The sequence below is a fragment of the Streptomyces sp. NPDC052496 genome, from assembly GCF_040679095.1.
Lineage (GTDB): Bacteria > Actinomycetota > Actinomycetes > Streptomycetales > Streptomycetaceae > Streptomyces.
On the sequence record NZ_JBFAUH010000002.1, the window covers coordinates 44882 to 59319 of the forward strand.

General features: G+C 63.2%; 12 protein-coding genes and 1 pseudogene. 5 read left to right on the forward strand and 8 right to left on the reverse strand.

All coding sequences use genetic code 11. The annotated features are described in order from the left end of the window. The first annotated feature begins 31 nt into the window (after positions 1-31). The 3 genes from AB0L45_RS03675 to AB0L45_RS03685 are packed head-to-tail and all read left to right on the forward strand — an operon-like array spanning position 32 to position 2765. Positions 32-217 carry a hypothetical protein gene (locus AB0L45_RS03675; protein WP_365835729.1) on the forward strand — a complete coding sequence of 62 codons (186 nt, stop codon included), beginning with the start codon at positions 32-34 and terminating at the stop codon, positions 215-217. Then, positions 214-2292 (forward strand): AAA family ATPase, encoded by a 2079-nt coding sequence (locus AB0L45_RS03680; protein WP_365835731.1) that lies wholly within the window; start codon positions 214-216, stop codon positions 2290-2292. Before AB0L45_RS03675 ends, AB0L45_RS03680 begins: the two co-directional genes overlap by 4 nt. Next, complete coding sequence (locus tag AB0L45_RS03685) at positions 2292-2765, forward strand: DNA phosphorothioation-associated protein 4 (protein WP_365835733.1); 474 nt, start codon at positions 2292-2294, stop codon at positions 2763-2765. Before AB0L45_RS03680 ends, AB0L45_RS03685 begins: the two co-directional genes overlap by 1 nt. A 67-nt stretch (positions 2766-2832) precedes the next feature. On the opposite strand, the gene AB0L45_RS03690 is transcribed toward AB0L45_RS03685, so the two are convergent. The 5 genes from AB0L45_RS03690 to dndB form a co-directional block, all read right to left on the reverse strand. Next, on the reverse strand, positions 2833-4575 hold the full coding sequence (locus AB0L45_RS03690; protein WP_365835735.1) for a DUF262 domain-containing protein: 1743 nt from the start codon (positions 4573-4575) through the stop codon (positions 2833-2835). Positions 4576-4702: 127 nt separating this feature from the next. Then, the gene (gene dndE, locus AB0L45_RS03695) at positions 4703-5083 is read right to left on the reverse strand and encodes a DNA sulfur modification protein DndE (RefSeq protein WP_365835737.1); all 381 of its coding nucleotides are present in this window, start codon (positions 5081-5083) and stop codon (positions 4703-4705) included. After that, positions 5073-7103, reverse strand: a complete 2031-nt coding sequence (dndD, locus tag AB0L45_RS03700; RefSeq protein WP_365835740.1) for a DNA sulfur modification protein DndD — start codon at positions 7101-7103, stop codon at positions 5073-5075. The genes dndE and dndD overlap by 11 nt, the downstream gene beginning before the upstream one ends. After that, positions 7090-8682, reverse strand: coding sequence for a DNA phosphorothioation system sulfurtransferase DndC (gene dndC, locus AB0L45_RS03705; RefSeq protein WP_365835742.1), 1593 nt, complete (start codon positions 8680-8682; stop codon positions 7090-7092). Before dndC ends, dndD begins: the two co-directional genes overlap by 14 nt. After that, entirely contained in the window at positions 8679-9818 is a 1140-nt protein-coding gene (gene dndB, locus AB0L45_RS03710) for a DNA sulfur modification protein DndB (protein WP_365835744.1), read from the reverse strand. The genes dndC and dndB overlap by 4 nt, the downstream gene beginning before the upstream one ends. A gap of 249 nt (positions 9819-10067) precedes the next feature. On the opposite strand from dndB, the gene dndA reads away from it, so the two are divergent. Continuing rightward, positions 10068-11222 carry a cysteine desulfurase DndA gene (gene dndA, locus AB0L45_RS03715; protein WP_365835746.1) on the forward strand — a complete coding sequence of 385 codons (1155 nt, stop codon included), beginning with the start codon at positions 10068-10070 and terminating at the stop codon, positions 11220-11222. 13 nt (positions 11223-11235) lie between these two features. On the opposite strand, the gene AB0L45_RS03720 is transcribed toward dndA, so the two are convergent. Further along, the gene (locus tag AB0L45_RS03720; protein ID WP_365835748.1) at positions 11236-12672 is read right to left on the reverse strand and encodes a DNA phosphorothioation-associated putative methyltransferase; all 1437 of its coding nucleotides are present in this window, start codon (positions 12670-12672) and stop codon (positions 11236-11238) included. A gap of 249 nt (positions 12673-12921) precedes the next feature. Between AB0L45_RS03720 and AB0L45_RS03725 the strand changes: the two are divergent. Then, a pseudogene (locus tag AB0L45_RS03725) lies at positions 12922-13286 on the forward strand (transposase family protein); the annotation flags it as partial. A gap of 52 nt (positions 13287-13338) precedes the next feature. On the opposite strand, the gene AB0L45_RS03730 reads toward AB0L45_RS03725, so the two are convergent. Further along, positions 13339-13761 (reverse strand): spore coat protein, encoded by a 423-nt coding sequence (locus tag AB0L45_RS03730; protein ID WP_365836387.1) that lies wholly within the window; start codon positions 13759-13761, stop codon positions 13339-13341. After that, positions 13736-14032 (reverse strand): nucleotidyltransferase domain-containing protein, encoded by a 297-nt coding sequence (locus tag AB0L45_RS03735; protein ID WP_365835750.1) that lies wholly within the window; start codon positions 14030-14032, stop codon positions 13736-13738. Before AB0L45_RS03735 ends, AB0L45_RS03730 begins: the two co-directional genes overlap by 26 nt. Positions 14033-14438 lie beyond the last annotated feature (406 nt).

Sequence of the window (14438 nt, forward strand, 5' to 3'; positions counted from 1 at the left end):
CTCTACTGCTACCTCGAACCAGGAGTAACCCGTGAGTGACGAAACAGCCGACCAGCTCCCCGCACGCACGGTGCGCGATGTCTTGAACGAGCTGCCGCGGGAAGCCAGGATCCTCGTCCAGAAGGTCATCGACCTGGAGAACGAGAACATCCACATCAGGGAGACGACCAAGGTCGTCCCGAAGATCGTTGACGCCGTGAGGGAGCTGACCAAGTGAAGCTGCTCAAGCTGACGCTGAAGAACTTCCGCGCCTTCTACGGGGAGCAGGTCCTCGATTTGTCCGTAGAGGAGGGCAAGCCCGCTGTCCTCATTTTCGGAAACAACGGGGCCGGCAAGACCACCCTGCTCAATGCATTCGCCTGGGCTCTTTACGGAACGTTCTCGGACGACGTGGAGCAGCAGCACCGCGTCATTCACGACAAGGCATGGGCGGACACCGCGTTCGAGGAGGACATCACAGCCTCGGTGCGGCTGGACTTCGAGCACGACGGGACCCGGTTCTCCGTGGTTCGACACGTCACTGTCACCAAGGTGAAGGCGGAGCAGGAGCTCGTAGAGCCTGAGCTGACGGTCACGGAGATCGGGACGGACGGCGAAGCCCATAGCATCGCCAACGGCCAGGACCGGATCGAGAAGATTCTACCCAAGGGCCTGCGTCAGTTCTTCTTCTTCAACGGTGAGCGCATGGAGAAGATGTTCTCCGGCGACGAGAAGCGGGAAGGCGAGGGCAAGAATCAGGAGGTCCAGAAGGCCATCAAGACCCTTCTGGACCTGGAGGCCATTGAGCGTGCTTTGGAAGACTTGCCGAAAGTCTCCCGAAAGCTCGCCAGTGAGATCGACTCCAAGGAGGACAGCAGGCTGAAGCGGCTGTCCGACCACATGGACCACCTCGCCACCCGCGAAAAGGAAGAGGTGGCAGAGATGCTGCGCCTCTCCGGAGAGATCAGCGCCTTCCAGAAGGAAGTTCAGTCCATTGACCGCGCCCTGCTCCAAAATAGAGAGGCGGAGCCGCTCCAGAAGAAGCGAGACTCGCTGACCCGCCGGATTAAGGCCGCACACGACCGGCACATGGAGTACAAGAGCCGTAAGCGCGAGCTGCTGTCGCGGTACGGCTTCCTGGCTCTGACCAGCGGGATCGACACCAAGGTCATTGAGCTCGCGGACGAGATGCGAGAGCGGCGCCAGCTGCCTGCAGGCATCCAGCGCAGCTTCATCGAGGACATCCTCGAGGCGCACCTGTGTATGTGCGGTCGTGAGGTCTGCGAGGGAACCCCGGAGTACGAGGAGCTGGAAAAGCGCAAGTACAACGCTGGCCTCGAGGACGTCCAGGAGAGCTGGATGCGGGTCAGCGGCAAAATGAAGAACCTGGAGGAGAGACGACAGGAGATACTGGAGCAGCTCACCCTCAATGCTTCCGGCATACAGAAGGCGGACGCTGAGATCAGCGAGTTGGAAGCGGAACGTTCCGATGTCGTTCGGCAGCTGGAAGGGGTGGACATCCAGGATGTCCAGCGTCTCATCGAGCGCCGGAAGAAATACGTCTCTAAGGAGACGGACGCCCGCGTTGCGTACAAGGAAGCCGAGAACAAGGTCGCCTCGACCAAGGAGGAGGCGGAGGCTACCGGCCGTCAGTACCGGAATGCTGAAGTAAAGAGTGAGAAGGCCTTCAAGATTCAGAGGCAGGTCGAGCTCGTTGAGCAGGTGCGTGCTGCATTGAAGGAGATCCTCGAAATTAAGACCGAGGAGGTCCGCGAGCAGCTCGACAAGAAGGTCAAGGAGGTGTTCTCCCGGATCTTCATCAAGAGCTACGTACCCGAGCTGAACGACGACTTCGAGCTGGAGCTGCACACCGCGAGCGGAGTGGCCATCCGCTCCACCGGCGAGAACCAGATCCTCGGCCTCAGCTTCGTCGGCGCGGTCTCCGAGGTTGCCAGGAACATCAGTGCCCGAAAGAAGAACAGGGGGGAGGCGCCTATCGAGACCGGCAGCGGCGGTGTCTACCCGGTCGTCATGGATGCCCCCTTCGGCAGCCTCGACCTGACCTATCAGGAAGAGATCTCCAAGGCCCTGCCGGCGCTGACTTCCCAGATCATCACCCTGCTCTCGCAGTCGCAGGCGCGGGGCAAGGTTCTGGAGAACCTCCAGCAGGCCGCTAATCATATGTACGTACTGCGCTCTTACACGCCGAACCAGTCAGCGGGCGAAGAGACGATCGTGATCAACAACCGTGAGGTTCCGTACGTGTCACACGGCGACTTCGAGCACACTGTTCTGGAGAAGGTGACCTTCTGATGGCCTACACGGACCGTTTCCGCCGTCCCCAAGAGCATGAGGACCTGCTCGGTAAGCTCACCGACAGAAAGACCGGGACGTTCGCGACCATGGTAGAGGCGATGATGTTCGCCGCGCTGCTCGGCCGCCGCCGAGGCGAGCGCAAGCCGTTCGACCAGGCTGACGAGCCGATCCGCCTCGCGCTCATGGAGAGCCGGGACTACGGGGAGGTACTCCTCGACATGCTCGGGGCCGTCGAGTGCCCCGACGACCCGAAAATCCTCAGCGCGGACCGCCAGCCCGAGCGGGTCCTCATCTTCGAGGAGTACGCGAACGCCGGCCTGTCCCACCTGCAGACCCTTATAAACCGTCAGTCCGACCAGGATCTTGACACGATCATCTCGATCCTCGTCCTCGAGGGGCTTAGAACGCCGCCGGAGGAAGAGAAGGACGACGTTGGCGACATCCTCGCCAGCGCTGACCTGGACTGGTAATGCCGCTTCTCCACGGCAGGGGTGGCAACCGGAAGGCGTGTGGCTGCCACCCCTGGTGAGCCCTGCGTCAGCGCGGCCAGGTCTTGACCGCGAGTCCGGCAAGGACGGTCTGCCGAAGTCGGATGCTGTCTGGGGTCCACTCGCTCTTCTCGCTGATCTTTCTGGTCAGCTCGAAGCCCGACGCCTTGAAGACCTCGACCTTTTCGGCGAACGACTTGTTCCCGATCTTGGAGTTCACTCCAGTCTGCAGGAGCACCATGTTGCCGATGCGGTAGACCCAGCTGGCGGCGTCCTGCTTGTCCCCGCTCTTCTTGATGAAGTCCTCCCAATCGGCTTCCTTGGCGTTCTGCGGGAACACGTGCTCTAGGTTGACCTGGCTCGGGTTGCCGTTGGGGACGAACTCCGGCTGGGACTCCCTTCGCCTCGTCGTCTCCAGGGCGCTCAGGTAGTACCGAGCAAGCTTGGAATCGCTTCTTCCCACGGTGGCGAGCGCGAACTGCTCCCTGAAGTCGGTGTCGGAAGGGATGAGATCCTCGACACGCAGTCGGACCTGCGCGGTGGTGGTGACTTCGCCCTTCCGGATGGCGACCGCGATCTGGGAGTACTGGACCTCGAAGCGGCCGCGGTTCATTAGGCTCATGATCATGCCACGAACTGACCAGTTCACCATGGCCCGAAGGAGCTTCTCGAGCTCGTGGGAGTGGAAGTGCTCGACTGCCGCCAGCAGGAGGATCTTATTGGGAACCAGGTCGAACATGGCGAGTGTGTCGAGTGCGGGACGGTGACCGTTGCCGCTGCACTTGGTCGCCCAGAAGTCGCTCTCCGGACTGGAGAGCGCGGTGTAGGCGTGTGCGGCTGACAGGAGGTTCTCCGAGAACTGCAGCGCCTCCTGGCGGTGGGTCACTTCTGCGCGCATTTCCGCGTAGAGATCGCGCTCGGTGATCTTACCGACCTTCGAGCTCCAGTAGTGGCGCAGGAACTTGGTGAACTTCGCATCGGCGGCTCCGAGCTGGAGCGTCCCGAGTGACTGGTGCCAGTTGTTCCGCACCGCGTTGAGGTTCTGCTGCTCACCGGCGGCTCCGAAGAGGTGGTTTTTCAGGAGGTCCGCGGTGGTCAGGTCGGCGCCTCGGTTGTTGAGAGTCTCGAAGATTACGTAGGCGTCTGCCTCGGTCGGGGTCTCGACTACGGCAAGCTGCGCCCGGTGCTGGATGTAGCTCACCCATTTCTCGAGGACGTTGGCTGCGTCCATCCCATGCAGGTTGGGGAACTGCGAGACCTTCTCCCGGAAGAACCGGTACGCCTTGACGATGTCGGAGTCGGTCCTCGCGGGTTTTCCCGGGAGCGCGGTCTCGGTAGTGATGCCGAGGAAGTCGGGGTTGTCGCTCTCGTTGAGCTTGAGGTGCGACTCCGCGTACCTGTCGTTCCATGCCTTGCTGGCCAGGAAGGTGCGGCTGATGCCCACAGCCTGGGAGTCGTCAGCCTTAAGCAGGTTCCCCTCCAGGGTTCGCAGCTCGTCGCGGATGGCAGCGATCAGGAGGGAGGAGGTGACCAGCCGCTGCTGGCCGTCGATGATCCGCTTTCGAGCCCCGTCGCCATCCTGAGTGATCACAACTGTACCGAAGAAGTACTCCTCCTTGGCCCCGCCATTGATCGCCCGACTCAGGTCGGTCCAGTAGTGGAGGACCTCCTGCTCCACCTTCCAACAGTACGAGCGCTGGAACTGGGGAACGACCAGGCGATTGTTGCGCAGGACCTCACCGATGCCGACGAGGTAGAGCTGAAGTGAGGTGCTGCCGTGTCCTGATGCCATACAGGGCAGCTTATGTGTCAATGAGTGAAGTGAATCTGTGTTTTCTGATGGCTGTTCGCCACCTTGGGGGAAGGAACGGGCCGACCCATGCAGGCGAATCGGCCCTAAATGGGCCATTCTGAACAATTCAGCCGGTTGCCACAGCCCCGATCAGCCCCTCGATTGCTGTCATCTCCTTGTGCGCCCCCAAGTATCCGATCCCTCGCGCCAGATGGATCGTCAGCGTCTTGGAGACGTTGTCGTCCGTCGGCTCCAGGCCGTCGGCCACGCAGCGCTGCTTGAGCAGCGCGAGGTAGAGGTCGCCGTGGGGCCCGGCGAAGGTCTTCCAGGACATCTCGACGTTGGAGTCGGTGACGACCTCACGGACCAGGGGGGTGGAGGCGTCTGCCAGGGAGAGAGCCAGAGCCCATCGGCACAGGACGTTCCACTGGGTGATGCCAGTGGTGCGCTTCAGGCGGGATAGGCGGTCCTTGCTCGCTGTGGCGAGACGGATGTTCTCAAGCGGCATTGCTGGCTCCTGCGTTCCACCAGTAACCCTCGATGACGCTGGTGGTGAAGGTGGTGTCGTCGTGGACCAGAGTGTAGGTGTGGGCGACGGACTTCTTGAGGCGGCCCAGCAGGTACTCGTCGATCTCCTCGTCGGTGGAGAGGAGAAGGACCTGATCGCTGGCGAACGGGAAGTACCGGTCCACCAAGTGCTCGCGGTGGCGGCTGTCGAGCCGGCCGAGCGGCGTGTCGATGACGCTGGGCAGGTGATTGCCAGCGACCTTCATCAGACCCCAGAGGAGAGAGACCGCGAGTAGCTGGCGCTCGCCCGCACTGAGACGGGCGGGGTCGATCAGCTCGCCGTCGGCGTCGGCCAGGGTGAGCGTGAACTTGTCGGTATCGATGCGGAGGTCGCTCACCAGACCTTGCTTGCGCATGAGGGTTTGGAAGCTGGTGAGCATTGCTACCTCGAGGCGGCTGATGTGCCGCTTGAGGAGGGCATCGCCGAACTGTCCCAGCGTCTTTCGGGCCTTCTCCGAGTACTTGATGATCCGCTCAACCTCTTCGGCCTTCACCTTGGTGCGGACGAACTCTTCGTGGGCGCGCTGCAGAGAGGCGGAGACGTATTCGAGGCGGCGTTTCAATTCGTCGACGTTGTTGAGGCTGTTCTCGTACTCCTGCTCCAGCCGTGCGACTTCCTGGAGCTGGTCTTCGCGCTTCTTCTGGATGGCTTCGACCTTGCTCTTGGCCGGTACACCCGCCAGCAAGCGTTCCAGCTGCACATGCTCTTCGGTGGCTTCGGCAGCCTGCTGAAGGAGCTCGGCAGCTCGTGCCTTGTCGCGACTGAGCGCCTCGTCGAGTGCCGACAGCTGGGGGAGTGTGTCCGGAGAGAGCCCGAGATTCACCTTGAGGCCGGCGGACTTGGCGCGCTTGGCGCGGTCAGCCTCCAGTTTCTCCATCACGGCGGCCTTCGCCTCGGCAGGGAGCATGTCCAGCAGCCACTGGTCACGCTCTTCGAGTACGCCCAGCACCTGGTGAGACTCGGCTGCCGTCCGCTCGCGATCTGCCTGCTTGCGCAATTCCTTGAGGTGGCTTCCCACCATGAGGAGCGGAAGCGGGCCTGCAGCCAACTGCACGAGAGAGCTGCGGATTTCTGCGAGGCGAGCGGAGAGTTGCGCGTACTCGCGCTCGACCTCGACACGGCGCTCGAAGAGGTTTCCACCCTCCTGCTTGTAGGCATCCTCCAGCGTTTCGAGAGTGCGCCGAGCTTTGCCGAGCTCGCTGTTACGCTGCGCGGCCTGCTGTTCTGCGTTCTCCAGAGCGGCGTCGGCCGTCCGCTGTTCCTGCTCATCTGCGTGGATCTTGTCCATCAAGTGCTGCTCTTCGTCCGACAACTTCTGCCGGCGCTGGAGCGCGAGCAGGTCCGTACGGAGCTGCTGGACGGTGCTGACACCGAGCAGCGAGTGGATGGCCGATTCGATGACCGATGCCGCGCGCTCAGGGTCGGCGAGCGATTCGATCTTCTCTCCGTCGAAGAACGACAGCGAGGCGACTTCCAGGGGGAGCAGGCTTTCGATGTGATCGGCCCACTCCTGGCTGAGAACCCGGCTGTGCTTCAGTTCAGGTTCGGCACGTCGTCCCGACTTCGCCCTGGAGCCGTACCCCTCGTCGACGAACGCGTTCACGAACTCCTTGAGCGTCGTCTTGCCGCTGGTGTGCCAGCTGCGGACCACCTTGTAGTAGTGCTCCGTGCCGTCCACCGCAATCGTGAACTCCAGGATGATCTGTGCACCGCGTGTCGGGTCGGCCTGCCGGTTGATGCTTTCGCGGAGGTACGTCTCGTACGATTTGTTGCCTCGACCGCTACAGCGTGCTCGCGGCCCGTACAGCGCCAGCTGGATGGCGTCGAGAAGGGTCGTCTTACCGCAGCCGTTGAGTCCGCCGATGAGGACGATCGGCTTGTTCCTCTTGGTGGTCAGATCTAGCGACTGGGTGCCGCGGTAAGCCCCGAACTCTTCGAGAGTGATCTTACGCAGGAGCATCAGTATTGGTTTCTTCGTCCAGGGTCAGGTGGATCGGCGATTCGTCACGCCACTTGTTCTTGCGCTGCGCGAAGTCGATGGCGTCGGTGCTGTCCTCGTAGTAGCCCTTCTTTACCGCAGTCTCCAGAGCCTGGAAGAGGCCAGCGCGTCGGGACATTGTCCGGTATTTGCGCTCGACGGACAGCAGCTCACGGACCATGTCGTAGTGCAGGTCGTCGTCCCCGCAGAGCTCCTTCAGCAGCTCCATCTCGTCAGCGCCCATGACGAGCTGCTCGTCCAGTGGGCCACCCGGGAAGTCCTCACCCGTGGACTCCTTGTAGATACGGGGCAGGGAGTCTTCGACCTCGTGCTTGTCGAAGACCCAGATACGACGGATCTCGTGCAACTCGTCGAGGGTGATCAACTCGATGTTCTTGACGTGCTCCGGGGCATTGGCACGGATCCAGGTCTGGGCGTCCAGCAGGTCCTTGAGCCAGTCCTGGCGAAACTTCTGCAGGTACGGGCCGTGGATCGGGACCTCTTCGCCGTCGGTCCGGCGTGTGTAGACCATGACCTTGCCGTTCATGCGGCGGAAGTCTCGGGCCGGCTGGTCAGGGCGGGGGTACGGGAGCTTCCGGCCGGCGGGGAGTCCTTCCTCGCCCTCTTCGAAGTAGCCGAACGGGGCGTCCAGCTTGTCGCGGAGGTCCAGGAGCGGCCTCATCCACTCCTTCTCCTCGTCATTCTGGATCATCGCCGACATCGACTTGTCCTGCTCGACGAGCGTGCACGTCCAGCACCCGAAGCGGCTGGAACCGCAGGAGGGAGTGGTCGAGTCGACCACGAGCGGGCACTCGCCATCGCCGGAGGCGCCTTGGTACATGGTGAGGAGATCCTGATTGTTGTAGCCCCACGGGTTGGGCTTCTGCATCAGGTACTCCCAGACATCATCGTTGGTCCAGTCTTCGACCGGGCTGTAGACGAGGGAGTTGGGAAGGTTCGCATTGGGAGAGAGGCGATCACGGACGCGCCGCTTCTCGTGCTTCTCCATGGCACGGGCGCGCGCCTGGCTCTCGGTCTTACGGATACCGAGCACCATGATCGCCTCGCCATGTGCTGCCACGACGTTCCGGATGAAGGAGTTGGAGGGCTTGATCTTGAGGCGCTCAGTGCACCAGCGGAACTTGGGGCGCGGCGCCGGGTAACCCCGACCGATCAGGTTGACCCAGAAGGTGTCCTTGATCTCTGGCGTCAAGCGATGAGGCTCGATAGGGAGGCCCTGTTCGGCGGCGGCTTTCTCCATCGTCTCTAGGGATGTCGTCACCCACGCCGCGACGACGGGGTTCTCGACGAGGGTGTCGGTGCTGATGACGTGGACCGTCTTGGTGCGCTGCTCCGCCGGCAGAGCAGCGATGGCGTTCCATACGAGCTGGAGGACCGCGGTGGAGTCCTTGCCGCCGCTGTATCCGATGACCCAGGGCACCTGGTCGGCGGTGTAGAGCTCACGGACCTCGTCTGAGAGCTTGGCGATGACCTCTTCGAGGGGTTGCCCGTCGAACGGCTTCCGCTGGACTGGCGTGAGTTGCAGAGGGATGGTGCTCATGCTTCGCCTCGCAGGTATGCGTCCTCTACCCGCTGCTCTTCGGCGCTGAGGCCGAGGCGCAGGTGTTTGCGTAGGTAGTTGACTGTAAGAGTTACATTTTGGTGGCTTTTGGAGACACGACCACCGACGATGGCTCGGCCCTCCCAGTCTGTATTCGACCGAGTCCAGTCGACCTTTTTCAGGGGGGAGAGTTTCCGCTTCCATTTAGTGGGCGCGGCGGATTCCCGAAGTAGGGAATTCCCGATGCGGCCGAGAGCGTGCAATGCGATTCCGTGACTGTGAATGAAGTCGCGCCGCATCTCGGGCGCCGATAGCTCTCTCTTGCGAACCATCTCCCACTCGGGAAGCGTCGTGTCGATGTGCTCCCAGTACTCCTGCGCCAGCTCGGCTGCGGCGTCTGCCTCGACCTCCAGGCCCTGGAGGAGGGCCTGGGTGCCATAGTAAAGAGCGCTCAGGGTGAACATCATCCGGGAGCGGCCGGAGAGGGTGCTCTTCTCCATCTCGACGTAGCCTTTGAAGACCTTGCACTGGGTGGCCAGTGTGCGTGCGACCTGGGCTTCGCCGTCCCGGTGGTCGTAGAGGACGCCAATGGATCGTGCCGGACGCACCGCGTGCCGGTTGAGGTCCGCGAACATCTGCTGTGAGCGGGCGAGCCCCGCATCATGGAAGAAGACGACGGCGATCGTCTCGTTGCCGATGTCCGGATTCTCCTTGAGGGCGTGCTCGATAGCGGCGCGCCGGTGCTGGCCGTCGTTGATCAGGAAGCGGGAGTCCATAGGGATGCGCAGCTGCCCGGTACGGAAGGCGTTGCCGTCGGAGCCGAGATGGTCGAACTCCATGTCGCCGTCGACGGATGCGGTCAAAGCGCTGAAGACGTAATCCTCTGGATTGTCCAGAATGTACTTCGTGAGCGCTGGGAGGCGTCCCTTGTTGAGGATCCGCTGGGCGCGCAGCTCCGGCGAGAGCTCGTCTTCGTCGAAGATAAAGATCTTTGGGATGAGGCGCAGGGGGCACATCGAGACGTAATACTCGCGCCCTGCCTGGATGCCGCGGATCGCAGGGAACGTGTACTCGAACCCCGCCGAGGTGCGCGGAGCCACGACTCTCGTCGCTGGTGTCGCTGCTTCGATCTCCACCCGGCAACCTTAGCGTACGTCACCCGCTTAACGTACGAAGCTTGCGGAAGTTGCGTAACCTTCACGTACGTAAGACGCACCGGCATGTTTGGGGGTACTCCAGGCTCGCACGAAGGGCGTGCCTGCCCGGGAAGACGTACGTCGATGTCTGCGTTGACAACTCTGAGGTGGCGCGCTGTGCGCCAGTCGAGCATCCGTGTACGTTAACGGTTTGACGTACTCGGTAACGCGATGATTGCTCTGGGATGGGTGAGCGCTGTGGTGGCGTATCTGGATGTGGCAGCGACGACCCGTGTGGAGCCGCGGGTGGCTGACGTGGTGCTCCACTGGATGACCGAAGACTTCGGCAATGCGGGCAGCCGCACCCATGAGTACGGAGCTCGGGCAAAGAAAGCGGTCCAGGAGGCCAGGGCGTTCCTTGCCGGGACAGTCGATGTGAGAACCGAAGAGGTCATCTTCACCAGTGGAGCGACGGAGTCCAACAACATCGCGCTGCTCGGCATGGCCCCGTACGGCGAGAAGCACGGCCGGAAGCACATCATCACCTCAGCCATCGAGCACAAGGCGGTCATCGAGCCCCTGCTGCACCTGCAGGAGAAGCAGGGGTTCGAGGTCGATTTCCTGGAGCCTGGTCCCTCGGGGCGGATCTCTACGGAGGCCGTGCTGGAGAAGCTGAGGCCGGACACCCTGCTCGTCTCGCTAATGCACGTGAACAATGAGACGGGTGTCATCCAGCCCGTGGCCGAGCTGGCGGAGAAGCTCCAGGAGACCCCGACTTATCTTCACGTCGATGCCGCGCAGGGGTACGCAAAGGTTCCCGAGGACCTGAAGGCACCCATCGACTTGACCAGCATCAGCGGCCACAAGATCGGTGCACCCAAGGGGATCGGCGCTCTGGTGACCCGGCGTCGAGGTTGGGACAAGGTGCCGCTGGAGCCGATCATGTTCGGCGGCGGGCAGGAACGGAAGCTGCGTCCTGGGACGCTTCCGGTGCCACTGATCATGGGGCTGTACGAAGCAGCCAAGGTCTTCCGAGAGAACCGGTCGCGTTGGGAGCGGGACGCGAAGGAGATGCGGGAGCGGCTGCTCGCCGCGCTCGGAAAGACCCGCTTCCAGATCAACGGCGATACCGACCACTCGGTCCCGCACATCCTCAACGTGACCTTCGACGGGCTCAACGCCGAGGCCCTGATCGTACGGATCAAGGACCAGGTGGCCGTGGCGACCGGTTCCGCATGCACCAGCGCCTCGTACACGCCCAGCCACGTGCTGACCGCAATGGGCCTCCCGGGAGAGGTGGCCACCAACGGCATCCGCCTCTCGTGGTTCCCCGGGCAAATCTCGGACTTCGACCCGAATGACCTGGCGGAGACGATCGCCTACATGCAGCCGGATGCCCCCTGACGGTTTGAGTTGCTCAGTCTTCGGGGCGCCGGACCAGCCGGTGTCCCCTAAGCATGCGATTGCACCTGATCAGTTCGGCCTCCCAGCCATTCTCGGTGCCGATCAGTTGCGGATTCTCGTAAAGGCCGGCACGTAGCTCGAACTCGGTCAGACGGCGGTAACGCGACACGTCCGGGTCGTCGGGTGCCAGGAATTCGTGCTTGCGGTGGAGCAGAGGACGGTTGGCCGAGTTCGCGTAGGACATGTGCGAGGTCTCGAGGGTCTTGAGATCTACGAGGTACGACGACGCGATCCGCGGGTGTGGGTCCTTGTCGAATTCCGGGTAGTCGAGCCAGCTGATGGCTCGTCCCTGGTGCTTCAGCTTGGCGATGGTCCATTCCTGAGGGCGGCCGGCGGCTACGGCAGCGCAGTGCTCGTACAGGCGCAGGACGGTGGGCATCCGGTCGATCGCCCGGCGGTGCACGTACAGCGCCGTTGGGGTGATCTTGCCGACGCTGGATGCGTTCATGGCGCCCCGAATATAGCTGTCGTCCCGGAGCTTGAGGAGCAGACGGTCGGAGCGCTGGCAGGCTTCCTTGTATGAGTTGAAGAACGACCGGACGTCGAGCTGGACGCCCAGGGGGAGGCTGCTGAACGGACCCCGGCCGTTGAAGAGCTCGACGGCGAGGAACAGCAGCGTGTTCAGCGTCGTGCGCTTGGCGCCCTCGGAGACCTTCTCGGCGTCGGCGGAGTCGCGCACGAGGCGCTTGAGATCGCTGGGTTTCAGGTGGGCGAGCTGCTCGGCCATCGGCCGGGGCATCTCGTCGACACGGGGCGGGCGGCCACGCCGTTCGACGTAGTCGACCAGCGACGCGATAGCGGAAGTGGTATCGGCTGAAGCGAGCCACTCGGCGTCGGGGACGATGCGGTGTGCGAGGTAGCCCAGTCGGGCTGAGTCGTCCTTGAAGGCGTACACGATGCCGGGTGCCGCTGATATGCAGCGTGTTCCTATGACCTCCTCGACGTAGACCCGGAGCTCGTCCGGGCTGAAGAGGTGCTGGAACGTCTGCCGGCTGGTGAGGAGGCCGTCGCCGTACTCCTGGCCGCGGACTTTGGACCGCTCCCAGGTGAGGCGAGTCGAGACGATGAGTACGGAGGTGGCGAGCCTCCATGCCTCTTTGAGCGTCTGCCGACGCTCGACGGGGTCTTCGATGATGTTCAGGACGTAGGTGAGAAGGACAACGTCAGAGGGGGCCACCGGTGCGCTCGAGCTGTAGTAGGGATCCCAACCGGTGATCTTGCAATCGAGGCGCTGGAGGGAGGCGACGTCGCCGCCTCGGCCGCAGCCGTAGTCGAGGATCGTGCGGTCCGCGTTGAGCTGGCGGTCGGCCAGAGCCTGGCGCGCCGGCATGGAGAGGTTGGAGCGACCGATCGCGGTGCGGCGGCGGTCGCTGTTCCATAACTGCTGCATGTCGGCCTCGTCAGTCGAGGGTGGGGTCGGGTCGCAGCATAGGCAGAGCGGCGGTACGGGCAAAGAGGTTTTCGGAAGCCGAAGTTTCTCCTTGATCGCTTGATCGCGGACACCTAGAGACTGGGATTTGTAATTCCGGGGAAACCGTGAGCGTTCTCCAATCTAATCGAGCGGGTGAGTAGTTGGGCTGGAAAGGCGGTGTCTGGACGTGAAGAAGCTCCTGATAGACGGGTTCACGACCAAGATCGGTTGTTCAACGAGAGCTTTCGCACGCTTGTCTGCCCGTCCGGCATCGATGTGTCCACCTCGACCTCGTGCTACCTGCCCGCTCGCCTGCGGGCCCGCTGTCAGGAACGTGGAACAAGTTGGCGTCACGCGAGCGCCCAGCCCCTACTAGTCCTCGCGCACCTGCGCTACGGCCATACCTACGCCTAGCTCACCGCCGGGTTCGGTGTCGGCACCACGACCGCCTACCGGTACATCGCCGAGGCCATCGATGTCTTGGGCGCCCTCGCGCCGACTCTCGCCGGAGCGATCAAACCGCATCCACCAAGGCATTCGTGTTCCTGGACGGCAACTCCTGCCGACCGATCGACCGGATCGCCGCCGACCGGCTCCAAGGTGGTAGAGCCCCTGACTTCTACTCGGTAGTCGCGCCCCGGCGATTCATCGAAGGTGTACCCATCCCGCAGGGCCGCCAGCCTGGTCCAGCACCTCTGCCATGACCGCGGCGAAGTCGCTCGTGTGCCCGGCGATCGCTTGCGCGGCGGCGTCGGTCAACGTGCAGCGCAGCTCGGGGTTGGCCGCTGCCAGCCGCCGCGACAACCACTTAGCGTCGCCGAGCCAGTGTCTGCCGGCCAGCAGGGCCAGCTGCGAGGCGTGCTGTAGCGCGTGCGAAACCAAGTGCACCCGCTCGGCGGGGTCCGCACAGCCACGCAGGTTGTCGAGCAGGTCTGTCAGGGCGTACCGCAGGCGGTTCCGCTCATAGTCCGAAAGCGGCGGCGGGCCCGCAGCCCAACGCTTTCGCGCCTCAACCCGCAGCGATGCGCCCAGCCTGTCCGTGTCACCAGGAGCATGCCGCCGGAGCACATGGCGAGCAACGGCGAACTCCGCTTCGTGGCCTCCTGGTCGGCGAAGCTGCGCCAGGCGGCCTCGGTTTGCACGAACAGTTCCACTGGCCAGCCGCGGTACAGCAAATTCTCCCGGTAGGGGCGGGCGGCCCGTCCAGTAGGACCACGATGTCGAGATCGGACGTCGGCGTCCACCGGTCGGTCAGCACGCTGCCGGCAAGGAAGGTCGCCTGCGCGGCGGGAAACCGATTCCGCACCAGCTCGCGGGCGGTGAGTACGGGATCGTCCATGACTGCAGCGTACGTGCCAGCGCATGCTACGAAGCCGCTACAGCAGTCACCAACTGAGTTCGGGGCAGTCTTTATCGCGGACGTACGGAAGGCAGCTCGATTGCTCCGGACCCCGGACCCGAGTGATGAAGAGTGTGCCCGCTACCGCAGGGCATTCGACGCCACGCGCCAGTTGACTCCAGAGGGGTTCAGCGCGCGTGGATGCCTGCGTACGGGTGCCTCGCTCAGTCCGCAGACAGTCCGCAGGACCCCCGTAAACGCCAGCGGATGACCAACGCAAGCAATCGGGGGAAACCCCAGGTCAGCCACCTAAACGGAGCCCCGCCGCAGGTCAAAATCAGCCGCCCGACGTTCCGCTTCAATGTCTGACGGGCGCCGCAGCATCGATGTGACGACCTTGCAAATG

Coding starts and splice junctions, on each gene's coding strand:
- AB0L45_RS03685 (WP_365835733.1), top strand. CDS start 2,292: ATGGCCTACACGGACCGTTTCCGCCGTCCCCAAGAGCATGAGGACCTG.
- AB0L45_RS03690 (WP_365835735.1), bottom strand. CDS start 4,575: ATGGCATCAGGACACGGCAGCACCTCACTTCAGCTCTACCTCGTCGGC.
- dndE (WP_365835737.1), bottom strand. CDS start 5,083: ATGCCGCTTGAGAACATCCGTCTCGCCACAGCGAGCAAGGACCGCCTA.
- dndD (WP_365835740.1), bottom strand. CDS start 7,103: ATGCTCCTGCGTAAGATCACTCTCGAAGAGTTCGGGGCTTACCGCGGC.
- dndC (WP_365835742.1), bottom strand. CDS start 8,682: ATGAGCACCATCCCTCTGCAACTCACGCCAGTCCAGCGGAAGCCGTTC.
- AB0L45_RS03720 (WP_365835748.1), bottom strand. CDS start 12,672: ATGCAGCAGTTATGGAACAGCGACCGCCGCCGCACCGCGATCGGTCGC.
- AB0L45_RS03735 (WP_365835750.1), bottom strand. CDS start 14,032: ATGGACGATCCCGTACTCACCGCCCGCGAGCTGGTGCGGAATCGGTTT.